The organism is [Lactobacillus] rogosae (genome assembly GCA_900112995.1).
GTDB lineage: Bacteria > Bacillota > Clostridia > Lachnospirales > Lachnospiraceae > Lachnospira > Lachnospira rogosae.
This window is the reverse complement of the sequence record FONU01000007.1, coordinates 125,939-151,824: the sequence shown is the minus strand read 5'-3', so window position 1 is coordinate 151,824 and position 25,886 is coordinate 125,939. Positions and strand designations below refer to the sequence as shown.

Sequence of the window (25,886 nt, the reverse complement as noted above, 5' to 3'; positions counted from 1 at the left end):
GATGATTTTTTGGCTGGTATGTTGTTGACTGGGGTTTTGAAGATTTTGGATAGTAGTGACGCTCGCCCAGACTTATGTCTGGGCATTGCTGGTTGCTGGGGGAGTTTATACTGGTTGTTGAGAGGGGTGTGTTGTTTGGTTGTGAGGGAATGTTTTTGCTGGAGTTGGGGGATTAGATGGGAAAGTTTAAAAAAGGGTTAGGAAACATATATTAAGTGTGCTATACTGTATCTACTTAGTAAATATATTTGATTACAGGAGGACAAAAGATATGCTTTCTAATGATGCTAATATACTGAAAATTAAACATGAAATATTATATCAGGTTGCAAAGCTTGCTTATGCTGGACAGCTTGAAGAGAAGAAGGAGGAGCTTCCATATGAGCTGCTTCCGGGACCTCAGGCGAAGTACAGATGTTGCGTATACAAAGAGCGTGAAGTTGTAAGACAACGTATAAGACTTGCAGAAGGAAAGTGTCCATCAGAAACACCTAAGACAGGTAAGGATAATGTGGTTCAGGTTATAGAAGCGGCATGTGCTGACTGTCCACTTTCACATTATATAGTTACAGATAATTGTAGAAAATGTATGGCTAAAGCCTGCCAGCAGGCGTGTAAGTTCGGGGCTGTATCTATGGGGCGCGACAGAGCTTATATTGACCCTGACAAATGTAAAGAATGTGGTCAGTGTGCTAAAGCCTGTCCATATAATGCTATTGCAGATTTGATTAGACCTTGTAAGAAAATCTGTCCGGTAGGTGCAATTACTATGGACGAAAATGGTATATGTGAGATAGATGACAGTAAATGTATTAAATGTGGACATTGTATACACGCCTGTCCATTCGGTGCTATTGGTTCTAAGACAGATATAGTTGATGTTATTAAGGCAATTACATCAGGTAAAAAGGTTGTCGCTATGGTAGCACCGGCAATTGAAGGTTCATTTGGTGCAGATATTACAATGGACAGTATAAGAACAGCCTGCAAGAAAGTTGGATTTTCTGATATGGTAGAGGTTGCCCTTGGTGGTGATATGACAGCCGGTGCAGAAGCAAAGGAATGGCTTGAAGCTAATAAAGAGGGCAAAAAGATGACAACATCGTGCTGTCCTGCATTTGTTAATATGATAAAGAAACACTATCCTGAATTAACAGACAATATATCGACAACTGTATCACCTATGTGTGCGGTTTCAAGAATGTTAAAGTCTAAGGATAAGGACACAGTAACGGTATTTATCGGACCTTGTATTGCAAAGAAAGATGAAAGACGTAACAAGGACTTAGAAGGAAATGCTGATTATGTTCTTACAGTAGGTGAGTACAGAGCAATGCTTAGAGCTAAGGACGTTAAGATTGAGGCTGAAGCTAACAGCAGCCAGCAGGCAAGTGTATATGGCAAGAGATTTGGTAATGGTGGTGGAGTTGCTGCCGCTGTAGTAGAATGTATGAAGGAGTTAGGTGAAGACCCATCTAAGTTCACTATAGAAAAATGTTCAGGTGGAGCAGAATGTAAGAAAGCACTTACGCTATTAAAAATGGACAGACTTCAAGCTGACTTTGTTGAAGGAATGGCGTGCGAAGGAGGCTGTGTAGGCGGACCTAGCCATCATCGTTCAAGCAAGAATGAAATGCTTGTAGCCAAAGACAGGGATAAGCTCTTATCAGAAGCCGATGACAGAAAGATATATGATAACCTTAAGAGCTACGATATGGAAGCATTTTCTATGCATGCAGAATAAGAAGTGAGGAATAAAATGAGATTTGAAGGTATCAAGAAGGTTTTAGACGGACATTTTATTAACAGATATGATATTACATATACAACAGAGGATAACAGAACCAAGGTATATGAAATAATAAGCCGTAATGATAATGTGAGTTCATTGGCTGACCTTCATAATGACAGACCTGACGGGGTTGTTATAGTTGCGACAGATATTGATGGCGGGAAAATACTTATCAATAAGGAATACAGAATGTCCGTAGGAGATTATGTATACAATTTCCCGGCGGGACTTATTGATGAGGGCGAAACGGCGGAGGTTGCGGCTAAGAGAGAGCTGAAGGAAGAAACAGGACTTAATCTTATAAGGATTGATGATAAGCTTTATGACAGCTACAGTGCAATAGGTTTTTCAAATGAAACTAATCAGGTAGTCATTGGAAAGGCAGAAGGAACATTTTCTAAAAGTACATCAACTATGGAAGAAATAACAGCTTCGTGGTACACTAAAGAAGAAGTGAAAGAACTTCTTAAGAATTGCAGATTTGCGGCAAGAACACAGGCATTCTGCTATATGTGGGCTAAGGGAGGCTGTTAATGAAGATACATAAGAAAATGTTGGTGGCAGGCTTGATACTTATTATGTTATTAGCAATATCAGGCTGTGGTAGAAAGAATATTAAAATTGCTCTTTACCAGTATACAGAGAATGAAGACGGAACGCTTACAATTACTGCTCTTACAGATAAGGGCAGGTCGGAAGATGAACTTGTTGTTCCAGCAGTTCTTGACGGTAAAAGTGTATCCACAATAGGCGATGGTGCATTCAGGGACGATACGATGATTAAAAAAGTAACTATAGAGCAGGGTATAACATACATATCTTCAAATGCTTTTTTATCTTGTTATAACCTTGAAGAAATAGTCATACCAGAGTCAGTTGAAGATATAGGCACACACGCATTTACTGAAACCAGATGGAGGGCAGAAAAATTAAAAGATTCTAATGATATAATTGTTAATAATATTCTTTATGAAGCTGACCAGAATAAAGAGAATTACTCTATTAAAGATGGAGTTGTAACAATTGCCTCAGGTGTATTTTATAACAATACCAATCTTAAGAGTGTGACAATACCATCATCAGTTAAGAACATTGGTACATATGCTTTTTCAGGCTGTACTAATCTTACAGAGGTGATACTTCCAGATGGTTTGGAAAATATAGGCTATGCGGCATTTATGTCAAGTGGAATTAAAGAGATAACAGTGCCAAAGAGCGTAAAGAATATCGGACAGGATGCATTTCTTAATATAACGGTTAATAGGTAATTGTCTGTTACAGATATCAGTGGTGGTAGGCAGTTTAATTGATACTAAGAATATTGTTAAATTATTGCGATAATATTTTAAGAACATAAAAACTGCGGGATATATTATATAGATGATATTTGAGTATCATTTATGTATGTCCCGCAGTTTTTATTTAATTATATGGTATATTACATAAAAGACACTATGTGCCGATTATGCGCACCCGCACGAAAAGGGTCTAAAATCCAATACATTAATTGTAATGCGGTTAAGCAAGAAAATCTTTTCGCATAGGATTGAACACATCGACAAGTATGCCGTCTTCAAGTGCAGTAACGCCGTGCTCAACATTAGATGGCATATACACACTGTCGCCTTGATTTACAATCTTGGTTTCGCCACCAATTGTAAATTCAAAGCTTCCCTTGGCAATATAAGTAATCTGTAAATGTTCGTGCTTATGAAAGTTCCCCTTAGAGCCTTTCTTAAAAGTAATCTCGCACATCATAAGGTCATCAGAATAACAGAGAATTTTGCGTGTGACTCCTGGTTCACAATCAGTAGGTATAACATCTTTATTATATTTAAACATAAAAACTCCTTTTCCTGCCTGACACTCACTTTTAAATATGAGGAAATCAGACATATTAATTGTATTAATTAAAGTGTATAAACCTTTAAAACCAGTGTCAATACAATTAATTATCAAAAAATAGACAAAAAGACAAAATATCTGTATGATTATAACTAATAAATTAATCAGGTATAGCTAATAAGAAATTATTGTGTTTTGACAAAGCAATTTTTATCTTATTTAGTTATACCCCGATAGTAAATAGCGAGCAGGCTTTAGAAATCAAAGATTTCTAAAACCTGCAAAGCGGTCCTCCGGATTATTTCCATTAAATACAGCCGCTATCCAGTTATGTAACTTTACTATATTGCAAGCTGGGTGCTTTTGCAGCCGTCGGCACTTAGCGGCTGTCCTTTAGCCGCTTAGTGTCCGCTACGGCTATAAGCAGCGAAAGCGTGCCCAGCGGTAATATAGTAAAGTTACCTAACGTCCGTCCGCCACCAAACATTAAATTAAGAAACAATCCACCAAACAGTAAAGGAGCACTAAGTGAAACCACATATGAGATATATATGCTTAATTTTATCCATAATATGCCTTGCCTACTATATACTATGTGTATCATATGCAGGTCGTAAATCTTCATTTATATGGATATGGCTTTTAGGTACAATTTTCTTTGCAGGCTTATACATAGCAGGAACACTAGATGCCAAAGGAATTATAGATATCCCACAGCTTGTCAAGAATATTGTAAGAGTTGTCATAATAACAGGATTTGTTATATTTGCAATACTTGAGAGCCTTATAGTTATAAGTATGAAGCAAAAGCCAGATTATAATTGTGAATATGTAATAGTGCTTGGCTGTCAGATAAGAGGCGACCGAATAACACGTTCACTTAAAAGAAGACTTGACTCTGCCTATGATTACGCATGTATTAATACAGAATGTAAGATAATAGTATCGGGTGGACAAGGACGTGGCGAGAATAAGACAGAAGCACTTGCAATGTATGAATATCTATGCGAAAGAGGTATAGATAGTGATAGAATAATTATGGAAGATAAGTCAACAGATACTAATGAGAATATGAAATATTCCGTACAATACATTTCAGATTTCAGCTCTCCGGTAGGCATTGCAACGAATAATTTCCATATATTCAGGTCTAAGCTTTTAGCTAAGGGACAAGGCTTGATACATGTAAGTGGAATAGCAAGCGGGAGCGATGATGTGTTGTTTGTTAATTATATGGTCAGGGAAGCGATAGGAATAGTGAAAGACTTTGTATGCGGGAATTATTAAGATGTTAATGTATGCACTCTATTTTCTGAAGAATAAACAGAGTGTATACATTAATAATAAGCGGATTATGTGGAATTATTTAATTCCATAGAATTCTTTGATGGTATCCAGCAGTTCATAGCACTGGTTGTAGCCGTCATTGTACATAGAAAGGATTTTGTTCTTATCCTTTTCAAGACGAGAAAAGCCCTTGCTTGTTGTAGGTTGTATAGTTATGATACGTCCCTCTTTAACATATTGGTCAAGACCTTTTAGGCTTTCATTGTAGCGGCTGGCTCTTGTAAGCATAGTTTCTGTAAGCTTAGGGTACTGGTTTCTATAAGAATATGCAATAGCCTTAGTAGAGCGTGAAGTTGTCTTAGTGTAGCCTGACTGTCTTGTAAGAACGACAATTATTCTGTCACAACCGTCCTCAATGGCTTTAAGATAAGGTATTGAGTCTGATAAGCCGCCGTCCATATAAGGAACATCGTTAATAATAATTGGCGGAAACAGCATAGGCAGTGCACAGGTAGCTTTAAGCACGGTGTTAGTCCTGTCATCACCGGTGTATTTCATATATTCAGGCTGACCGGTAAGAAGATTAGTAACTACACAGTAGAAATCGCCCTTATACTGCTTAAAAGCATCATAATCAAACAGATTAAGTTCATTAGGGATTGTTTCATAGGAGAATTCCAATCCATAGATAGACTTGTTATCTTTATCAATCATATTACTAAGACCGAGATATCTTTTGTCATTGCGGTATTTCATAAGTACATCAAGATTACGGCGGGGCTGTTTTGAAGCCATTGATACGCCATATGCCGCACCGGCAGATACACCAATCATATAATCTGGCATAATATCATTTTCAACAAGAGCGTCCATAACACCACAAGAAAATATGGTTCTGAATGCGCCGCCCTCAAATACAATTCCTGTTTTCACTTTAGTTACCATCCTTTATAGCATATATTTTCCAATTATCATTTTTATACTAAAATTATGGATTGTCAATAAAATATATGTTAAGATTAATATTAAGATTATAAAAATAAGCATATATGTCTATGATTTTATATGGATTGGTTAAATGCTTTGCAGTTTAATACAATTTTAACATAGCATATTGAATTAAGAGGAAAGGTAAGAGTATATGAAGAAAGTCAGTAATGGATTGAAGCTTATTATGGCGTTTGTTGTTATTGTTGTTGCAGCAGTGTATTACTATATCAAGCTACCGGCAATTAATATACATTCACAGGGATTTTGGGGATTTATTATATTTGTTATGATAATAATTACAATTGCCCAGTGGATAATGAATCATAAGGAGGGAAGCACCAGATATAAAGACATTAATAATAATACAATAAAAGTCCCTCATTTTGAATTTAAGACTAAGGCAGGTAGTATTATATTTAAGGTGCTTCTTAATGTTACGATTGCATTTGTTGTTGTATATGTAGTTGGCAATGTATTATCTTCGCCAATAATTAATGCGGCAAAGTACCGGAATCTCTTAACAGTGGAGAACAGAAGCTTTACAGATGATATCAGGGAAGTTTCGTATGACCAGATTCCACTGCTTGATAAGGAGTCAGCTTCAATAATAGGAACAAGAGTAATGGGAACTATGGTTGATATGGTTTCCCAGTATGAAGTTGCGGATATGTATTCCCAGATTAATTATAAAGAAAAGCCAGTCAGGGTTACACCACTTGAATATGGTAATCTTATTAAATGGTTTGCTAACTATAAGAAGGGTATTCCAGCATATATAAGAATTGATATGACAACACAGGAGGCTGAATGTGTAAGGCTTTCAGAGGGGATTAAGTATTCGGAGTCGGATCATTTTTCAAGATATATATACAGGCATTTAAGATTTGCATATCCAACATATATTTTTGATAGTATTAACTTCGAGATTGATGATGAGGGAACGCCTTACTGGGTATGCCCTGTTAAGAAGTTTAATATAGGACTGTTTGGCGGACAGACAGTAGGCAGGGTTGTGCTTTGTAATGCAGTTACAGGCGAAATGACAGATTATAAGGTGGAAGATGTTCCAACGTGGGTTGATAAAGTGTATTCAGCAGAGCTTCTTATTGATTTGTATGATTATAACGGAAGTCTTAAGCATGGATTTATTAACAGTATTTTAAGCCAGAGGGACTGCCTTAAGACAACGGATGGTTATAATTATATAGCACTTGAGGACGATGTGTGGGTATATACAGGAATCACATCAGTTGGACAGGATAATTCCAATGTAGGATTTGTGCTTATGAACCAGCGTACAATGGAGACACGTTATTATGAGGTTTCGGGAGCTGAGGAATATTCGGCTATGGATTCAGCCAAAGGACGGGTGCAGAATCTTGGATATAAAGCGACATTTCCACTTTTAATTAATGTAAGTGGACAGCCGACATATTTTATGGCATTAAAAGATGATGCAGGGCTTGTAAAATGTTATGCAATGCTTAACATAGAGAAGTACCAGAATGTGGCAATTGGTGATTCTGTTCTTCAATGTGAATCTAATTATATCCAGCTTCTTAAGGATAATGGAATTGTTGATAAATCTACGCAGGAGATTACTAACACAGAAAGTGTAACAGGTGTTATATCAAAGATTATGCCTGTTGTAGCTGATGGCAACACACATATGTATATTATGCTTGACGGACACAATGATATATATGATGTTAATGCTGCGGACAATATTGACATTATAAGATATGAGGCAGGAATGAATATTAAGCTTGAATATATCAAAGCTGGCAATGTCAATACAGTTACTTCAATTATCAGAAATACCGATGGTATGGGAGTATCATATAAAGCTGTTGTTCCTGATAATGCTGTTATCTGCTATTAATTCTTTAGAAAATATTAATCAGTTACCTTTTCTGACAGAATACGACAAGAGAGTTTAGGTATAATAAATCTATAAACAAATTGTATTTTATGACAAAAAATGTTGTAAAATTGGACGGAATTTGATACAATTATAACAAATTGAGAATGTTAAGGAGAAACGTGATGGATATTATTGTAAAGTATATTGATGAATTGCTCGAAAAGAGCACACCAGAAGCACCTATGTGGAATATTGAAAAGATAAGACAGGGTCTTAAGTCTAACTGGAATTATATTGATGGAGTTATGATTAAGGCTGTGCTTCAGATGTATGATGTGACTAAGGATGAGAAGTATCTTAAGTTCGCAGATAATTTTATCGATTACAGAGTTCACGAAGATGGAACAATAGATGGATACAACATTGGAGAGAAGAATATTGATAATGTCAATGCTGGTAAGACTTTATTTGAACTTTATGACCTTACAGGTAAAGAAAAGTATAGAAAGGCAATTGATTTAGTATATTCACAGATTGAGATTATGCCTAGATGTAACAATGAAGCAAGATCTTTCTGGCATAAGGATATATATCCTAATCAGGTATGGCTTGATGGTATGTATATGGGACAGCCATTTTACCTTGAATATGAGACTAAGTTTAATAATAGAAAGAATTATCCAGATATATTTGCACAGTTCAAGTATGTTATTGAGAATATGAAGAATCCTCTTAATGGATTATATTATCATGCTATTGATGTCAGCAGGGAAGCATTCTGGTGTGACAAGGTTACAGGACTTTCACAGCATTGCTGGCTGAGAGCAAGCGGATGGTATGCTATGGCATTACTTGACACTCTTGATAAGGTTGATAATTCAGACCACAAGTATGATGCAGAATGTAAGATGCTTGAGGACGCATTTGTTGAACTTATGGATTCAATGCTTAAGTATCAGGATGAAAGCGGAATGTGGTATCAGGTAGTTAATTATGGTGGTATGGAGAAGAACTATCTTGAGACAAGTGGAAGCTCGATTATGGCATATGCAATTCTTAAGGGTGTAAGATTAGGATATCTTCCAGAAAACTATAGAGAATATGCAGAAAAAGCTATTAATGGAATATGTGATAAATATCTTAACATTAAAGATGGTGAGATGTCACTTGGTGGCATCTGTCTTGTAGCAGGACTTGGTGGCAAGGGTAACAGACCAGGTACATATGATTATTATATGTCAGAGCCAATCGTTGAAGATGATGCTAAGGGTGTTGGACCATTTCTTCTTGCTTATACAGAGATGCTTGCATATAAGAACAGATAATAATTAATTATATAAAGTCAAGTGGGGTCGGTGTTCAGGCATTGACTCCATTTTGTTTAATAGGAGGATTAGATTATGAAGCCATATGTAACTATGGAAGAAGTTATCAGTACACAGGGAGCGGACAGCAGAACACACAGATTCCTTACAGCAGAGAATGGCTGTACTAATGGGTGTGCTTCAGGAACAACAATATATGCTTCTAATGAATTTTCAGATAAACCAGGCGTGCATAATGACCAGGAAGGCTTTTATGTGTTAGAAGGAGAGGGGTATGCCAAGCTTGATGATCTGGTATTTCCGATTAAGGCGGGTGATTCATTTGTTGCACTCGCAGGAGTGGCCCATACGATAAGAACCAAAGAGGGATGTCAGCCTGTTAAGGTGTTCTGGTTTCATAGTGCAAAGTAATTATTAGAGAGGGTTGTTTATGGATGAGAAAAAGTTTGAAACTCTTAGTGAACAACAACAGAAGAAATTTCTGTTCAAAGAGAATATAAGATTGAATGAATTAAGCCAGTCTCTTGAAGAGGACAGACAGCTTATTGATATACAGAAGGGTATGTTAAGAAGCCAGCAGAGAAAGAACCAGCTTATGAAGAAACAGCTTGAGAGCCAGCAGTCTTTATTTGATCAGAAGTGGACTATACTTGAAAAAGAGACAAGACAGCTTGCAATTGACAAGGAGAGGTTTAACAGAGAAAAGCTTATGTACAGGGATAAGGTGTATCGCGAAGCACGAAGAACTATGGCTGATGCAGAAAATGTCAAGATATTCTTTAAAGGTGTTAATGATACTGACTCTGTTAAGAAACGTTACAAAGATTTGTTGAAAATATATCATCCTGATAACACACACGGAGATAATAACATTGTGCTTGCAATTAATGAAGAATATGAAAGATTATTAAGATTTTATCTTGGGACATAGCGGTAAATGTATAGTAACGGTTATTATTATTAGGTTTATTATCCTTTATATTGTTGTTAGAATAATAGTAGTGTATAATACTTGCAAATGATTTATGTATAGGATAAGGAGAGAGAAGAATGTTTAAGATTAATGAGAATTATTTAAAGCTTCCAGGAAGTTATCTGTTTTCAACAATTGCCAAGAAGGTAAGTGCTTACAGTGCAGCTAACCCAGACAAGGAGATTATCCGCCTTGGTATCGGAGATGTTACACTTCCACTTGCACCAGTAGTTATTGATTCATTACATAATGCAGTTGATGAGATGGGTAAGGCAGAGACATTCCACGGATATGCCCCAGATCTTGGTTATGAGTTCTTAAGAAATGCTATTGTAGAGCACGACTATAAGAAGAGAGGTGCAGATATATCTGCTGATGAAATATTCGTAAGTGATGGAGCTAAGTCTGATTCAGGTAATATCGGAGACATCTTCTCGGTTGATAATAAGATTGCAGTATGTGACCCTGTATATCCGGTATATGTAGATACTAATGCTATGGCTGGCAGAACAGGTGATTATATTCCAGAACAGCAGAAGTGGAGCAATGTTATCTATATGCCTTGTACAGCAGAGACTAACTTTGCACCAGAACTTCCCAAGGAAACACCTGATATTATATATCTTTGTTTTCCTAATAACCCAACAGGTTCAACAATAACTAAAGATGAACTTCAAAGATGGGTTGACTATGCTAACAAGGTAGGTGCAGTTATTATATATGATGCAGCTTACGAAGCATATATTTCAGAAGAAAATGTACCACATACAATATATGAATGTGAAGGAGCAAGAACTTGTGCCATAGAACTTCGTTCATTCTCTAAGAATGCAGGATTTACAGGTACAAGACTTGGTTTCACAGTTATTCCTAAGGATTTAAAGAGTGGAGATGTTATGCTTCACAGCCTCTGGGCAAGAAGACATGGCACTAAGTTTAACGGTGCTCCATACATTATCCAGAGAGCAGGAGAGGCTGTATATACAGAAGAAGGACAGAAGCAGACAGGAGAACAGATTGCATATTATATGAATAATGCAAAGACTATTCTTGAAGGCTTAAAGTCAGCGGGTTATACAGTATCAGGTGGTGTTAATGCACCATATATCTGGTTAAAGACTCCGGATAAGATGACATCTTGGGAATTCTTTGATTATCTTTTAGAGAAAGCTAATGTAGTAGGTACACCAGGTTCAGGATTTGGACCAAGCGGTGAAGGATACTTCAGACTTACAGCATTTGGATCTTATGAGAATACTGTTAAGGCACTTGAGAGAATTAAGGCGTTATAATTTTTGTGAAGCTTATACAACTGTGGTGGTATAGGTTTGGGTTATATTTTATTACGGACGGCAGGGGAGCGGGCTTGCTGATGGCGGGGTGCGGTGCTGTGTAATAAGACAATTGGATATTCTTAAGCTATTCTTAATGCAGGTGGTGAGGACGGACGCATACGCTCCTATTCGCCATCGTGGCTCAGTAGTCGCTTGGCAGGACATCGTGTCCTGCCATTGCTGTTTATTGTAAGAATAGCTTGGAATATTCGCCAATTGTCTTATAAAACACAGCACCACACCCCGCCATCAGCAAGCCCCTCCCCTGCCTGTATTGCGATAAAATGCAACAGCTGTACAGCCGTAGTTGTATAGAGCTTCATAATTTAGAGGAAAGCCAGAACTATATGTAAGAGTTATGCTGTTCCGATGATAAGTCAGCGTACATAATGATACAACCAGCAAAATGGTGAGCGAATACGCAATGCGATGAGCGAGGCGGGCGGGTGACACAGCTAAAGAGGATGATTTATAAAGACAACTGAGATATTCTTAGCCTTTCTTCCCCATAAACCAGCAATGGCAGGACACGGTGTCCTGCCAAGCGACTACTGAGCCACGATGGCGAATAGGAGCGTATGCGTCCGTCCTCACCACCTAAATAAGAAAGGCTTAGAATATCCAATTGTCTTCATACAATACCGTAGCTGTGTCACCCGTTCGTCCGCTCATCACAGCGTGTATTCACCCACCATTTTACGTCCGTCCGCCACCCAATAAAGGTAGAAATCAATCATCAAATGACACATTATTTATATTTGAAGCCCTCCTAATTAAGCCTCAAATCTATCAAACTTAGGCATAAGTGCAACCCCAAGTGCAGTAGGACCTGTATGGCACGAAGTAACAACACCGATACGTGTCTTGAATTCAACTCCTGACTCTAGAAGCTTAGTGCTTATAGCTTCCTCAACTTCTTTTCTGTATTCACTTGCTTCTTCAGGGTTAGTACAATATCCAACTGTTATATCATAATCATTGATATTAAGTCCTGACTCCTGAAAATGCTTGCATAATAATTCGATAACCTTTGCTTTAGCTTTCTTTCTTGTTCTAAAGAAACCGCCAACGCCTATTTCCCCACCCTTCATAATAATAATAGGGCGAAGATTTAACTTGCTTGTAATCATAGTAGCTGTCTTTACAAGACGTCCACCTTTAGTTAAGTAATCAAGAGATTCTGTTGTGAATATAATTCTTCCAAAAGGACGCATAGCTTCAAGCTTCTTAACTGTATCTTCATAAGAATATCCAGCATCTCTCATACACATAGCTTCATATACGAATAAAGACATAGAAGCTGAATTCTGTAAGGAATTGATAACGGTAATCTTAGCATCCGGATAATCTTCAATAATCATATCCCTTGCAGTGCAGGCTGAGTTGTATGAACCAGAGAAATATGTTGTTATACAACAGCATATAATAGGTACACCAGCCTCAACTGATGGCATAAATGCATCAACATAATCTTGAATAGAAGGAAGAGAAGATTTAGGAAATGCGTTCTCATCTGTCATTTTTCTATAGAATTCATCATAGCTGATTTCAAATTGCTCTTTATAATAAGTCTGTCCGTCAAATGTAGTATATAACGGAACTAATGTAACATTATGTTCTTCTGCGTACTCCTTAATCCAGTCACATGAAGTATCACTTATAAGTTTAAACATATGTGCCTCCAACATTCAAATATTTATTTATATATGATAACACATAGTATTCAAAACCACAAGACATAATGATAAAAATGTTTTCAGCTTGACTAAAAAATAATCAGTTATAATTGAATTAAAGTTGTAATTAAAGTGTTATAAAGTATGGTATGAAATAACAAAAAGTGATATACTATAAAATAAATTGATTTAATTAAAATTTTATAAAAACAATACGCTAATAAATAACATTTTATAAAATATCGGTAGATTAAGACATTAAGTAGAAATGGAGATTAATAAATGAAAGTTTTAGCTTTTTTAACAGATGGATTTGAAACTGTAGAAGCACTTGCAGTTATAGATATATTAAGAAGAGCGAATATAGGTGTCGACACTGTATCAATTACTGGTAATAAATCAGTAAAAAGTGCACAGAATATTATAGTTGAAGCTGATAAGCTTATTGAAGATATTAACTGTAACGATGAAGATGTATGCTTCCTCCCAGGAGGACCGGGACACAAGACATATTATGATTGTGACAAGCTTATTGATATGCTTAAGGTGCATAATGAAGCTGGTGGCAGAATTGCCGCAATATGTGCCGCACCAAGCGTACTTGGAAAGTTAGGCTTCCTTAAAGGAAAGAGAGCAACAGCTTTCCCGGGCTTTGAAGATATGTTAGAAGGGGCTGAGGTTGCACCTAAGACAGAGAGAGTTGTTACAGATGGTAATATAACAACTTCAAGAGGAATGGGAACTTCTGTTGATTTAGGACTTGAACTTGTTACTCTTATTAAGGGTAAAGAATTAGCCGATGAACTTGCTGTCAGTACACAGTATATTAATGATTAATTGTATCTGGGGGCAGTATGAGTGAGTATTTAGATTATGATGAAGCTGTCAGAGCCAATAGAGCAAGAAAGAAGAAGGCTATGGCAATGAAGAGAAAAAGACAGGCACAGATAAGACTTATCAAGAGAAATTTATTTGCAGCTATATTACTGTTAGTAATATCGGTTGTTGTCACCAAGTCAGTTAAAGCAATAAGTTCGCGTGCAGATGATAGTAATGCACAACAGCAGGCAGTGCTTACAGATAATGTTATAGAAGATAATAATATAACAGTTATACAGCAGGAATCGGTATTTAAGTGTGCCGCAAAGTCACCAGACTATAAGGAAATGCTTGATGGTGATATACAGTCACCTTATGTGGCACTTCTTGATGTTACCAATAACCAGCTTATAGCAGGCAAGCAGGCAGATACAAGAATATATCCAGCCTCTATGACAAAGGTAATGTCACTTATAATAGCAGTTGAGAATATACAGGATTTGAATAAAACGTACCGTTTTGGTTTTGAAGAGCTTAATAATCTGTATATACAGCAGGCATCAGTTGCAGGTTTTAGTGTTGATGAAGAAGTGACAGCCAATGATTTATTATATGGACTTGCACTTCCCTCAGGAGCAGATGCGGCATACGGAATAGCACAGATAACTGCTGGTTCAGAAGAAGAATTCGTTAAGCTTATGAATGAGAAATGCGAAGAAATGGGATTGAAGAATACACATTTCTGTAATCCGTCAGGACTTCACGATGTTAATCAGTATACAACGCCGGCAGAGATGGCGATGATTATGGAATATGCTATGAGTAATGAGGTGTGTGCAAAGGTTCTTGGAACATACCAGTATACAACTGCTTCTACACCACAGCACCCTGAGGGAATACATCTTACAAGCACAATGTTCTCAAGAATGGTCGGTAATGAAGTGCCGGGAGTAACCATTAAGGCAGGAAAGACGGGCTATACAGATGAAGCACATAACTGTCTTGTTAATTTTGCAGAAAAAGACGGAAAAGAATATGTAACAGTTATGGCTGCGGCAGGCAACCGCTGGTATGTAATATTTGATGGTTTTAAGATATATGAAAGATATCTTCCATAAATTGGTATAATAAACAGACGGTATAAGCACATAATAATACCAAGATAAGCAATGAAGCTTATCTAATAAAGAATATGTCTAAGGACATAAGGACGGAGGTTTATTATGGCTAGTTCAAATTCAAGTTCAACTTCATCAAAGACTAAGAAGAATGCACAGGATGCACTCGACAGATTTAAGATGGAAGTAGCATCAGAAATCGGTGTCAACTTAAAGGAAGGCTACAATGGTGACCTTACTTCCGCTGAGGCTGGTTCTGTAGGTGGTAATATGGTTAAGAAAATGATCAGAAAGCAGGAAGAACAGATGTCACAGGGTGGCAACTAGGTAAAAGCCATATATTAGATAAATCTAATAATGACATTTTTAAACTGCTGATACGCTTAACTAAACAGTATCAACCAATTTAATAATAAAAGCCGTCTTGCAGGCAGGAATTTGATAATACAGTAATTGTTATATGATAAATAACAATTGCTGGCTCAGTTAATCAATGAACTACTTGTAAGGCGGCTTTCTTAAATATATTAATATTAATCTAAAAATTTATCTACCCAGCATTTCCAGGAAAAATGCTTATGTGCGTAAGCTCTTGCATTATCAGACAATGAATTAATATTTTCCAGAACACAATCTTTATCGGATAATGAATTAATGATTTCAGGAACACAATTATCATCAGCTGTGTTATTTAGAATATCCATAATGATATCAGGCACAGCTTCGATATTTTCAAGAGAGTATGTGTATACACCTTCATTTTCACCAATATTCAGAATATCAGTTAAATAGGTGCTTGCGTCAGTCAATGAAAGACAGCCATTCATAAGTGCAAGTGGAATTCTGTCGTGCATACCGCCTTTAAACCAGGGCATCTGGTTTAAAGACAGACGTGCATTTGAATATATGGCTGGAAGCCTGTTATAAGTAACTTCCTTTCGTATATCAAGATACTTAGTGTACTCGGGAATTAAGATATCACATTTATCGACAAATGCATCCCAGCCGTGTCCGTATATAGTTATTGGAATTCTGTTTTTAATTATTGTGCTTACAATCTCTTCACGGATAATACATTGCAGATATACATCTATTAGGAAATTATTGTGAAGATATTGTATTGTTGAAGAAGAATTGTCTAATATATTAAGGCTTCTAAGATATTGGACGGCTTTCTCCTGCGTAAATGAAGGATTATTAAGAAGTGCATTAAGCAGATAATCATTATCTATATCCTTAATTAGTGTATTTTTAGTGCTATTATCGTTGATATCTTTATCGTTAATATTATTATTTTGAATATTTAAGCCACTTTTGTTATATAAAAGTGCAACCTTTACAGGGTCAGTGTAAGTGCTTGTAAATAGCAGTTTTACCGCACGTTTACTACATTTATGGTATGATAAAGTGTTGTAGCTGCTGTCTGAATTAGTATCAGCCATATTGTCCTGACAGTATTTTTTAGAAATATTACTGATGGAATATTCATCAGCACTTAACGGAATAACCTTTACTTCCCTGATATGTGGGAAACTTTCCCTGATTAGCTTTGCGTGAAATGTATCAAGGCATATTACATTGTAATTGTTAAGCTGCACTTTAAGAGCCTTATAGTGGTAGAGTGGGTGGTCAAGAATGTAATGCCATACAGGAATATCAAAATTATTAAGAATGTATCCATTGTTATATTTAATACAGGGAATAGTCGTATTAATATCAATTATGGCATCTAAATCTGCGTTAAAATAAGGCTTAAGCAACATATATGCTGTATCAGCTAATGTGCCGCTTAAACCTTTGGCTGGCTTTGGAATATTAAGATGTGTAACTTTAATACCAGCATTGATGAGTTCTTCTGATATACGCTGTTCAAAATATGATGTTGAGTTGTAGCATATATCTTTATAACTTAAGAATAGAATATGTCTGTATTTGCAATTATCCATATTAATCCTCATTATAATTATAAAAGTCTGTGCATTATAAAGTCATATATATCCTGGCTTGAGTCTTTCCATTTGTCACACATATCTTTAGCCTGGTCTTCTAAAGGTACTCCAAGGTTAAGCTCAATAAGTGTGCTGTCCCCTTCTTTAACCAGAAGATGTGCGATATAAGTTCCATTGGTAGTACGATAGTAGTCAGAAGTAGTTCCAACCTCGGATTTTAGTTCGTATTTGTTCCTTGCAAGATATGAATCAATATCTTCACGTATTGCAGGTGAAATCTTAGTATAGAAAAACGCTACAGTATCTTCGCCTTCCTGTGTGAGTTTGTACTGTGTACTGTTTCTGTAATTCATTTGCTGGATAAAGGAATCTTCAACTAATGAATTAATTGTTTCCTGAAATGTAAAATATGAAGTATATTCATTATCGAGCATAAAAGTTGATATCTGTACATTGGAAAGCGGAAAATTGACCTTGCTTAACATATACAAAATCATCAGCTTATAAAGCGTTGTCGAATCGGTATTCATACATAGTTCCGTCCTTGATAAATATTATTATCTTTGAAGTGTTTATTGAGTGAGTTCAATACAAGCTTCTTGTTAGAACTCCATAAAGGAGCTTTAAGTATTGATTTGGGACCATCGCCCGTTATTCTATGGACAACCATATCAGGTGGCAGATGAGTTATTATCTGTCCTGCAATATCCATATATTCTTCTAGTGAAAGCACATTAAAAAGACCTTTATCATAATCCTGGCAAAGGTCAGTACCTTGTAAAATATGTAAAAGCTGTATCTTAATTCCTGATGCACCACAGTGTGCGATGTAGTCAGCAGTATTTAACATATCAGTCATATTTTCATTGGGAAGCCCTGCTATCATATGGACAATTGGACGTATTCCAATAGAACGAAGAGTGCTTACACACTCATCAAATGTCTTAAGAGGATACCCACGCCTTATATAACGGGCAGTGTTCTCGTTGGTAGTCTGTAAGCCTAATTCAACCCATACAGGTTTTATTAAGGAAAGCTCAGCTAATAAATCAAGAACTTTATCATCTATGCAGTCAGGTCTTGTAGCTATAGATAAAATGTCTATGTCATCACGCCTGATAACCGGCATATAAAGATTACGCAGATAATCTATATCAGCATAAGTATTAGTAAAGGACTGGAAATAGGCGATAAAATGACCGCCATTATATTTGTTCTTTATTAATGCTTTGGCATTATCTATCTGTGTGTTAATATCCATATCGGATTTTCTGCCGCCTGCGAAGTCGCCTGAACCTCCGGCACTACAGAATATACATCCTTTTGTATCAATTAGCCCGTCACGGTTAGGGCAAGTCATTCCACCGTTCAGGGCTAATTTGTAAAGCTTATGGCCATATTCTTTTTGAAGAAATTCGTTAAGGGAATAGTAATATGGTAACATATATTACTTAATTAAGTCCATAACGGCTTTGGCAACAACATCGGTTACCTTAGGGTCAAATGCTTCTGGTAAAATATTAGTATCTGAAAGTTCTGAATCTGGAATAAGGTTAGCAATTGCTAAAGCTGCTGCAAGCTTCATTTCCTCAGTTATCTGTGTAGCACGTCCCTGTAATGCACCTTTGAATATACCAGGGAATGCGATGACATTATTAACCTGATTAGGAAAATCTGAACGGCCTGTACCGACAACTCTTGCACCAGCGGCTTTCGCAACATCTGGCATAATCTCTGGAACAGGGTTAGCCATAGCAAATATAATAGCATCCTTATTCATAGTCTTAACCATATCAGCAGTAACGATATTAGGAGCAGATACACCTACGAATACATCAGCACCGACTAAAGCATCAGCAAGTGAACCAGTCTTACCTTCAAGGTTAGTAACGTCCATCATAGATTTCTGCATCCAGTTAAGACCTTCACTATTCTTAGAAAGAATACCAGATTTGTCGCACATAGTAACATTTTTAAAGCCGTAGGTAAGAAGAAGCTTAGTAATAGCAACACCGGCAGAACCAGCACCATTTATTACAACCTTACATTCTTCCTTGGTCTTTCCTGTAACCTTTAAACCATTGATGATACCAGCTAATACAACGATAGCTGTTCCGTGCTGGTCATCGTGGAATACAGGAATATCAAGAAGCTCTTTTAATCGGCTTTCTATTTCAAAGCATCTTGGAGCCGATATATCTTCAAGATTAATGCCGCCAAATGCAGGTGCAATATTAACAACAGTCTTAATAATCTCCTCTGTATCCTGAGTATCAAGACAGATAGGAACTGCATTAACACCACCAAATGATTTGAATAACACAGCTTTACCCTCCATAACAGGCATAGCGGCGTGTGCACCGATATTTCCAAGACCAAGAACGGCACTTCCGTCAGATACAACAGCAATAGTGTTAGACTTTATTGTATATGTATAAGCGGCTTCTTTATCTTTGGCAATAACCTTACAAGGTTCTGCTACACCAGGAGTATATGCTAAAGCAAGGTCTTCCCTTGTTGTAATACTCATCTTAGGAGTTGTTTCAAATTTACCATTCCATTCTTTATGAAGCTGTAAAGCTTTTTCTGCATTAGTCATAAGATATATGTTCCTTTCATGAATAATATTATAGAATAATCATATAGACTATATAATAACACAAGCTGAAATTATCATCAATATAAGTCTTTTATTTTTGGGAAAAATAATGTATAATAAATTACGAAATCTAAGATACATATTCGTATCGTTTCCCAGATTAATTTGTTATATATAGTTATTTTACAATTGATATTAGATTTAATCATAGTGTATATCCGGTATTTATGAGTAATAGCATTTTTTATAATCAATAAATACTGGAATAAGTTAAGGAGGTTTAAATGCGTGAGAAATTAGAAACACTTTCAGTAAGCGTATTAAGGGATTTTGCAAAAGACAAGAAGATAAAGAACATATCTGCTATGAGAAAGAGTGAGCTTATTGATGCTATTATTGCAGCAGAGGAAAATGAGAGTACTGTGGGATATACTGATAATGAGGCAACTGTTAATACTGTTACTGAACGGACAGTTAATAATTCTGAAACAGCTAATACTAATAATGAAGCAATAAATAATACTAATAATAATGAAGCGGTGAATAATAATCACAGACAGCACCAGAACGAAAGATATGAGAAACGCCCATATCAGGAGCGTCAATATCAGGAACGTACATATCAGGAGCATACAGTTAATGAAGGTAAGGCTTCTTATGATGAAGCAAAAGAGCCAGAGATGGCGGATGGAATACTTGAAGTATTACAGGAAGGCTACGGATTTATAAGATGTGAGAATTTTCTTCCTGGCGAGAATGATGTGTATGTAGCACCATCACAGATAAGAAGATTTAACTTAAAGACAGGTGATATAATAAGAGGACCTAAGAAAGCCAAGACACAGGCTGAGAAGTTCTCCGCAATAATGTATGTTGAGTCTGTAAATGGACTTAATCCGGTTGTTGCACAGAGAAGAAAGGCGTTTGAAACGCTCACACCAATCTTTCCTAATGAAAGAATTCATCTTGAGAGGAATTCCAATACAATAGCGATGAGAATGGTTGATCTTATATCACCTATAGGCAAGGGGCAGCGTGGTATGATAGTATCACAGCCTAAGTCAGGTAAGACAACACTTCTTAAGCAGATTGCCAATGCGGTTACTAAGAACAACCCGGAAATGCACCTTATGATTCTTCTTATTGATGAAAGACCAGAGGAAGTTACAGATATTAAAGAGTCAATAACAGGTGATAACGTAGAGGTAATATATTCAACATTTGATGAACTTCCGGAAAGACATAAGAGAGTATCTGAGATGGTTATAGAAAGAGCTAAAAGACTTGTAGAACAGAAGCAGGACGTAATTATTCTTCTGGATAGTATTACAAGACTTGCAAGAGCCTATAATATGACAGTTCAGGCAAGTGGACGTACATTATCAGGTGGTCTTGACCCGGCGGCACTCCATATGCCTAAGAGATTTTTTGGTGCAGCACGTAATATGAGAGAAGGCGGAAGTCTTACAATACTTGCAACAGCACTTGTTGAAACAGGAAGTAAAATGGATGACGTAGTATTTGAGGAATTCAAGGGAACAGGTAATATGGAACTTGTACTTGACAGAAAGTTATCCGAGAAGAGAGTATTCCCGGCAATAGACATAGCCAAGTCGGGTACAAGAAGAGAAGACCTTCTTCTTGATAAGGAAGAACTTGAGGCAGTAGACATAATGAGGAAGGCCCTTAACAGCCTTAAGACAGATGAAGCTGCAGAAAGAATACTTGACCTGTTCACCAAGACAAGAAATAATGATGAATTCGTAAAGACAATCATCAAGAACCGTTATGTATAAAAATATTATATATAAAATATAAAAGCTGCGTTTGTTAATTCGTATTAATATATGGAATATATGGAAGTTAAAAAATTGGTAAGTTTTTTGTAAGTTTTTAAAATTAGTACTTGCATTACATATATGTGTATGATACAATAACAAAGCTGTTTATCAAAATGATAAAAAGAAATAAGGATAAATCATATAAAGATATTGTAAAGAGGTGAAAGTAATGAGAGAAGGAATACATCCAGCATACTATCAGGCAAAGGTTGTTTGTAACTGTGGTAACGAATTCGTAACAGGTTCTACAAAGGAAGAAATTCACGTAGAAATTTGCTCAAAGTGCCATCCATTCTATACAGGACAGCAGAAGGCTACATCAGCTCGTGGACGTATTGATAAGTTCAACAGAAAGTATGGTGTTAATAACTAGTTATGAACATAAAGTTGAGGTTGTCAAGACCTCAACTTTTTTTTGCGCGAGTAACGATGAGAATAGGAATATATAATGCTGTGAATCCTGCTTGCAGGAATTCACGGTATTATATATTTCTATTCGAGGAGCACCGCGACAGTGACAGAAGCTTCAGCTTCTGGAACGGCATCGTTACGAGTTAGCCACAACGTAAACCGATCACCTACCGCTATAACAGCCCAAAGCTCTATAGCGAAGCGCTTAGAGCTTGTCCGGAGCACATCCAACAAACAGGCACTCTACAGCAAAGCACCTAGAGCTTGTCCGACAGGTCAATGAACAGGTGCTCTACAGCGAAGCGCCTAGAGCCCGTCCGTATATCTAAGCCCGTCCGGTTTACACACATTGTCCGCTAACCTCACCAATATTCCATCAAACAAATTGGAGGTCCAAACTATGAAACCATCAGGTATAGGTGGTCAGGCAGTCATCGAGGGGATTATGATGCGCAATAAAGACAAATACTCTATTGCCGTAAGAAAGCCTGACAATGAAATCGAAGTTACCGTTAGAGAAAGTAAGGTTCTTACTGAAAAACATAAATGGATGAGTTACCCTGTAATAAGAGGTGTAGTAAGTTTCATAGACTCACTCATAACAGGAATATCAACAATCAACTACTCAGCATCATTTTATGATGATCCAGATGAGCAGAAGAAGACCAAGGCTGATGAAATCGGCAAATCAATATTCAAAGACAAGTTTGAATCAGTACTTATGGCACTTACAGTTATAGTGTCAGTATTTCTTGCAGTTGGTTTATTTATGCTTCTGCCATACTATGTATCAAGACTTGTTAAAGGATACGTTGCTTCAAAGACACTTCTTAATCTTATAGAAGGCCTAGTCAGAGTTGCAATATTCATACTATATCTTGTTCTTATATCATTGATGAAAGATATTAAAAGGACATTTATGTATCATGGTGCTGAACACAAATGTATCAATTGCATTGAGAATGGTGCAAGGCTTACAGTAGAAAATGTTATGAACAGTTCAAGATACCATAAAAGATGTGGAACAAGCTTTTTATTTATAGTAATGTTTATAAGTGTTGTATTCTTCATTTTCATAAGAGTTGACAATACAGCACTACAGATTGTTATAAGACTGCTTTTAGTTCCTGTAATTGCAGGCGTATCTTATGAATTTATAAGATGGGCAGGACGTAATGATAATGGGTTTACAGTTGCTTTAAGCAGACCGGGAATGTGGCTTCAGAAGCTCACAACAAGAGAACCTGATGAGGATATGGTAGAAGTTGCCATAAAGGCAGTTGAGGAAGTATTCGACTGGGAAGCATTTTTGAAGGAATATTATCAGACTTCACTTGATATGGAAGCTGATATTAAGGCGGCAGAAGCCAAGCTTGCCCTGACAGGTGAATTAATACATAAGCCTAAGAAGACAAGAAAGATTGATGCCAGGGAAGTTGCTATGGCAGAAACTTTGAAATCTGTTGAAAGCAAGTCGCTTGCAGGTTCAGATAAAGATAGTTCTAAGTCAGATACAGAAAATGGTAATTCTGACACATTAAATTCAGATACAGATGTTGTGAAGACTGATACAACTGATACAGGCAATGTTGAAGCTGAGCCAGACACAGTAAATGCTGTTGATGACACAGACAATGGCAATTCAGATGAGGATAATGCTAAGTCAGACGGTGAGGCATTACAGGAAAATGCAGAGTCAGATGATAAAGCACAAGAAAGCACAGAAGCTGATAATGAAACGTCACAGGAAAATGCCGATGATGATTTACCTGAGGGCTTTGAGATAGAAGACCACTACGAAACTGTTGAAAAAATCAAGACAGAAACTGGAAGCAAATATGCTTTTACAACAGAAAACGTTCAGGAAGATATTGACGAGTCTGAGAATATGTCTGTTGAAGAAGTAGAAGCAGCTTTCGAGATAGAAGAGACAGAACAGGAAGAAGAAAATATCAGTGCTGACGAAGTGCCATTATTTAAGCAGAGAGATAGAGAATAAGGTAGATATATGCAGTTAGATAATGTTAAGACTTTAAGGGATGCTGTTAATTATGGAAAACAGTTTCTTGAGGATTTCGGTATAGAAAATGCCCAGTATGATGCAACCGAGCTGCTATTGCTTGTGATGGGCATTAGTAGAACACAATATCTTATTAATTCAATGGATAAGATAGATAGTGGAAAGCTTGCAGAATACGCAGAACTTATTAATAAAAGGGCAGAGCATATTCCTTTACAGCACATTACCGGAATTGTGAATTTCTATGGCAGGGAATATAAGGTTAATGCCAATGTGCTTATTCCAAGGCAGGATACAGAAATTCTTGTAGAAGAAGTTATGAAGCTGACTAACTCTGAAAGCCGTGTGCTTGATATGTGTACAGGTTCAGGCTGTATAATTATATCACTTGCTGCATCAGGGCATACTTCTGAAAATGGAGCTGTTGCCATAGATATATCAGATGATGCACTAAAAGTAGCTGACTATAATAAAAAGTATAATAATGCAGATTATATTAAGCTTATAAAGAGTGATATGTTTAGTTCTTCGGAATGTGAGCAATATAAAAATGAGGATAACAGATTTGATGTTATAGTATCTAATCCACCATATATACCTACTAAAGATATAGATGAATTATCAGAGGAAGTAAGGCTGCACGACCCTGTGCTTGCACTAGATGGTGATACGGACGGCCTTAAATTCTACAAGGCGATAACTAAACAGTCTGTAAATTATTTAAAAGAAAATGGATATTTATGTTATGAAATAGGTTATAATCAGGCAGAAGATGTCCGTAATATAATGGAACAGTGCGGCTATTCTGGCATTAAGGTTATAAAAGATCTTGCAGGACTTGACAGAGTTGTAATTGGCAGGCTTAATAATATTAATTAATACCGTTAAACGGAGAAATGGAGAAATACAGCAATGAGTATGTTTGACAGATTAGAAGATACATTACGCCGTTATGAAGATGTAACAGCGGAACTTGGCAATCCGGATATTGTAACTGATCAGGACAAGTTCAGAAAATATATGAAAGAACAGAGCAATCTTGCACCTATCGTTGAAGCTTACACAGAATATAAGGCAAGCAAGCAGAATATAGAGGACAGTCTTCAGATGATAAGTGAAGAAAGTGATGAGGAACTTTTAGAGATGGCAAGAGAAGAGCTTGCTGACTCTAAGAAGAAGGTTGAAGAATTAGAGAAGAAGCTTAAAATATTACTTCTTCCTAAAGATCCTAATGATGATAAAGATATCGTGGTTGAAATCAGAGCTGGTGCAGGTGGAGAAGAAGCAGCACTTTTTGCCGCAGAACTTTTCCGTATGTACTCACACTATGCAGATACTAAGGGCTGGAAGATAGAAGTGGTTAATGCTGATGAAACTGGTATCGGCGGTATGAAGGAAGTAGAATTTATGGTTAAGGGACAGGGTGCATACTCTGTTATGAAGTACGAAAGTGGTGTACACAGAGTACAGAGAGTTCCTGTAACAGAATCTAACGGAAGAATTCAGACTTCGACAGCTTCTGTAGCAGTTATGCCAGAGGCAGAGGAAGTTGATATCCAGATAGATGATAAGGATATCCGTATTGATGTTATGCGTGCCTCAGGTAATGGTGGACAGTGTGTCAACACAACTGACTCAGCAGTCCGTCTTACTCATTATCCTACAGGTATAGTTATCTACTCACAGACAGAAAAGTCACAGATACAGAACAAAGAAAAGGCTTTCGCACTCTTAAGGGCTAAGTTATATGACCTTGAAACACAGAAAGCACACGATGCAGAAGCAGATGCAAGAAGAAGCCAGATAGGTACTGGAGACAGAGCTGAGAAGATAAGAACTTACAACTTCCCACAGGGACGTGTAACAGACCATAGAATAGGTCTTACACTTTATAAGCTTGATAAGATTATGAATGGTGATATTCAGGAAATTATCGATGCCTGCATAGCAGCCGACCAGGCGGCTAAGCTTGCTAAGATGGGTGAGGAATAAAATATATAATAACAAGTTGTAATATATGCAGTAATTGCAGTTGTGTCTATG

The 25,886-nt window shown here is 36.8% G+C and carries 24 protein-coding genes; 17 read left to right on the top strand and 7 right to left on the bottom strand.

Annotated elements, in window-relative coordinates; genetic code table 11:
- Positions 1-271 precede the first annotated feature (271 nt).
- The 3 genes from BM157_RS03650 to BM157_RS03640 are packed head-to-tail and all read left to right on the top strand — an operon-like array spanning position 272 to position 3,060.
- Entirely contained in the window at positions 272-1,744 is a 1,473-nt protein-coding gene (locus tag BM157_RS03650; protein ID WP_055174073.1) for a 4Fe-4S dicluster domain-containing protein, read from the top strand.
- 15 nt (positions 1,745-1,759) lie between these two features.
- Positions 1,760-2,326, top strand: coding sequence for an NUDIX hydrolase (locus tag BM157_RS03645; RefSeq protein WP_055174074.1), 567 nt, complete (start codon positions 1,760-1,762; stop codon positions 2,324-2,326).
- Complete coding sequence (locus BM157_RS03640) at positions 2,326-3,060, top strand: leucine-rich repeat domain-containing protein (RefSeq protein ID WP_055174075.1); 735 nt, start codon at positions 2,326-2,328, stop codon at positions 3,058-3,060. Before BM157_RS03645 ends, BM157_RS03640 begins: the two co-directional genes overlap by 1 nt.
- A 250-nt stretch (positions 3,061-3,310) precedes the next feature.
- Here the strand turns inward: BM157_RS03640 and BM157_RS03635 are convergent, their stop codons facing one another.
- Positions 3,311-3,634, bottom strand: coding sequence for a cupin domain-containing protein (locus tag BM157_RS03635; protein WP_022502582.1), 324 nt, complete (start codon positions 3,632-3,634; stop codon positions 3,311-3,313).
- 531 nt (positions 3,635-4,165) lie between these two features.
- Here BM157_RS03635 and BM157_RS03630 point away from each other — a divergent pair.
- Positions 4,166-4,924: a YdcF family protein gene (locus tag BM157_RS03630; RefSeq protein ID WP_090139953.1), complete on the top strand. Its 759-nt coding sequence runs from the start codon at positions 4,166-4,168 to the stop codon at positions 4,922-4,924.
- Positions 4,925-4,999: 75 nt separating this feature from the next.
- On the opposite strand, the gene BM157_RS03625 is transcribed toward BM157_RS03630, so the two are convergent.
- Positions 5,000-5,857 (bottom strand): patatin-like phospholipase family protein, encoded by an 858-nt coding sequence (locus tag BM157_RS03625; RefSeq protein ID WP_055174077.1) that lies wholly within the window; start codon positions 5,855-5,857, stop codon positions 5,000-5,002.
- Positions 5,858-6,065: 208 nt separating this feature from the next.
- On the opposite strand from BM157_RS03625, the gene BM157_RS03620 reads away from it, so the two are divergent.
- The 5 genes from BM157_RS03620 to BM157_RS03600 all read left to right on the top strand — a co-directional run bounded on the left by BM157_RS03620 (position 6,066) and on the right by BM157_RS03600 (position 11,368).
- Positions 6,066-7,796: a hypothetical protein gene (locus BM157_RS03620; RefSeq protein ID WP_055174078.1), complete on the top strand. Its 1,731-nt coding sequence runs from the start codon at positions 6,066-6,068 to the stop codon at positions 7,794-7,796.
- 164 nt (positions 7,797-7,960) lie between these two features.
- Positions 7,961-9,103, top strand: a complete 1,143-nt coding sequence (locus tag BM157_RS03615) for a glycoside hydrolase family 88/105 protein (RefSeq protein WP_055174079.1) — start codon at positions 7,961-7,963, stop codon at positions 9,101-9,103.
- 75 nt (positions 9,104-9,178) lie between these two features.
- Positions 9,179-9,514: a cupin domain-containing protein gene (locus BM157_RS03610; protein WP_055174080.1), complete on the top strand. Its 336-nt coding sequence runs from the start codon at positions 9,179-9,181 to the stop codon at positions 9,512-9,514.
- A 19-nt stretch (positions 9,515-9,533) separates the two neighbouring features.
- On the top strand, positions 9,534-10,034 hold the full coding sequence (locus tag BM157_RS03605; protein WP_022502588.1) for a hypothetical protein: 501 nt from the start codon (positions 9,534-9,536) through the stop codon (positions 10,032-10,034).
- 119 nt (positions 10,035-10,153) lie between these two features.
- Positions 10,154-11,368: an LL-diaminopimelate aminotransferase gene (locus BM157_RS03600; RefSeq protein ID WP_022502589.1), complete on the top strand. Its 1,215-nt coding sequence runs from the start codon at positions 10,154-10,156 to the stop codon at positions 11,366-11,368.
- 815 nt (positions 11,369-12,183) lie between these two features.
- Here the strand turns inward: BM157_RS03600 and BM157_RS03595 are convergent.
- Positions 12,184-13,083, bottom strand: coding sequence for a DegV family protein (locus tag BM157_RS03595; protein ID WP_055306178.1), 900 nt, complete (start codon positions 13,081-13,083; stop codon positions 12,184-12,186).
- Between the two features lie 285 nt (positions 13,084-13,368).
- Between BM157_RS03595 and BM157_RS03590 the strand changes: the two genes are divergently transcribed.
- The 3 genes from BM157_RS03590 to BM157_RS03580 all read left to right on the top strand — a co-directional run bounded on the left by BM157_RS03590 (position 13,369) and on the right by BM157_RS03580 (position 15,350).
- On the top strand, positions 13,369-13,923 hold the full coding sequence (locus BM157_RS03590) for a DJ-1 family glyoxalase III (RefSeq protein ID WP_055306177.1): 555 nt from the start codon (positions 13,369-13,371) through the stop codon (positions 13,921-13,923).
- A gap of 17 nt (positions 13,924-13,940) precedes the next feature.
- A complete protein-coding gene (locus BM157_RS03585; protein WP_055306176.1) occupies positions 13,941-15,023 on the top strand; it encodes a D-alanyl-D-alanine carboxypeptidase family protein in 1,083 nt (360 codons plus the stop codon).
- 105 nt (positions 15,024-15,128) lie between these two features.
- Positions 15,129-15,350, top strand: coding sequence for an alpha/beta-type small acid-soluble spore protein (locus BM157_RS03580; RefSeq protein WP_022502593.1), 222 nt, complete (start codon positions 15,129-15,131; stop codon positions 15,348-15,350).
- Positions 15,351-15,556: 206 nt separating this feature from the next.
- On the opposite strand, the gene BM157_RS03575 is transcribed toward BM157_RS03580, so the two are convergent.
- From BM157_RS03575 to BM157_RS03560, 4 genes are read right to left on the bottom strand one after another with little or no spacing between them, the layout of a single operon-like run.
- Positions 15,557-16,969 carry a CgeB family protein gene (locus BM157_RS03575; RefSeq protein WP_090139951.1) on the bottom strand — a complete coding sequence of 471 codons (1,413 nt, stop codon included), beginning with the start codon at positions 16,967-16,969 and terminating at the stop codon, positions 15,557-15,559.
- Between the two features lie 17 nt (positions 16,970-16,986).
- Complete coding sequence (locus BM157_RS03570; protein WP_022502595.1) at positions 16,987-17,502, bottom strand: DUF4364 family protein; 516 nt, start codon at positions 17,500-17,502, stop codon at positions 16,987-16,989.
- A complete protein-coding gene (locus tag BM157_RS03565; RefSeq protein WP_055174083.1) occupies positions 17,499-18,416 on the bottom strand; it encodes a TIGR01212 family radical SAM protein in 918 nt (305 codons plus the stop codon). The genes BM157_RS03570 and BM157_RS03565 overlap by 4 nt, the downstream gene beginning before the upstream one ends.
- 3 nt (positions 18,417-18,419) lie before the next feature.
- Positions 18,420-19,571 carry an NAD(P)-dependent malic enzyme gene (locus tag BM157_RS03560; RefSeq protein WP_055174084.1) on the bottom strand — a complete coding sequence of 384 codons (1,152 nt, stop codon included), beginning with the start codon at positions 19,569-19,571 and terminating at the stop codon, positions 18,420-18,422.
- A 284-nt stretch (positions 19,572-19,855) separates the two neighbouring features.
- Here BM157_RS03560 and rho point away from each other — a divergent pair, with 284 nt between their 5' ends.
- From rho to prfA, 5 genes are all read left to right on the top strand, one after another.
- Positions 19,856-21,367 carry a transcription termination factor Rho gene (rho, locus tag BM157_RS03555; protein ID WP_055174085.1) on the top strand — a complete coding sequence of 504 codons (1,512 nt, stop codon included), beginning with the start codon at positions 19,856-19,858 and terminating at the stop codon, positions 21,365-21,367.
- 214 nt (positions 21,368-21,581) lie between these two features.
- Positions 21,582-21,785, top strand: coding sequence for a 50S ribosomal protein L31 (gene rpmE / locus BM157_RS03550; RefSeq protein WP_022502599.1), 204 nt, complete (start codon positions 21,582-21,584; stop codon positions 21,783-21,785).
- 438 nt (positions 21,786-22,223) lie between these two features.
- Positions 22,224-23,822 carry a DUF1385 domain-containing protein gene (locus tag BM157_RS03545; RefSeq protein WP_022502600.1) on the top strand — a complete coding sequence of 533 codons (1,599 nt, stop codon included), beginning with the start codon at positions 22,224-22,226 and terminating at the stop codon, positions 23,820-23,822.
- Positions 23,823-23,831: 9 nt separating this feature from the next.
- Positions 23,832-24,722, top strand: coding sequence for a peptide chain release factor N(5)-glutamine methyltransferase (prmC, locus tag BM157_RS03540; protein WP_022502601.1), 891 nt, complete (start codon positions 23,832-23,834; stop codon positions 24,720-24,722).
- 39 nt (positions 24,723-24,761) lie between these two features.
- Positions 24,762-25,835, top strand: coding sequence for a peptide chain release factor 1 (gene prfA, locus BM157_RS03535; RefSeq protein ID WP_055174317.1), 1,074 nt, complete (start codon positions 24,762-24,764; stop codon positions 25,833-25,835).
- Positions 25,836-25,886: the final 51 nt, after the last annotated feature.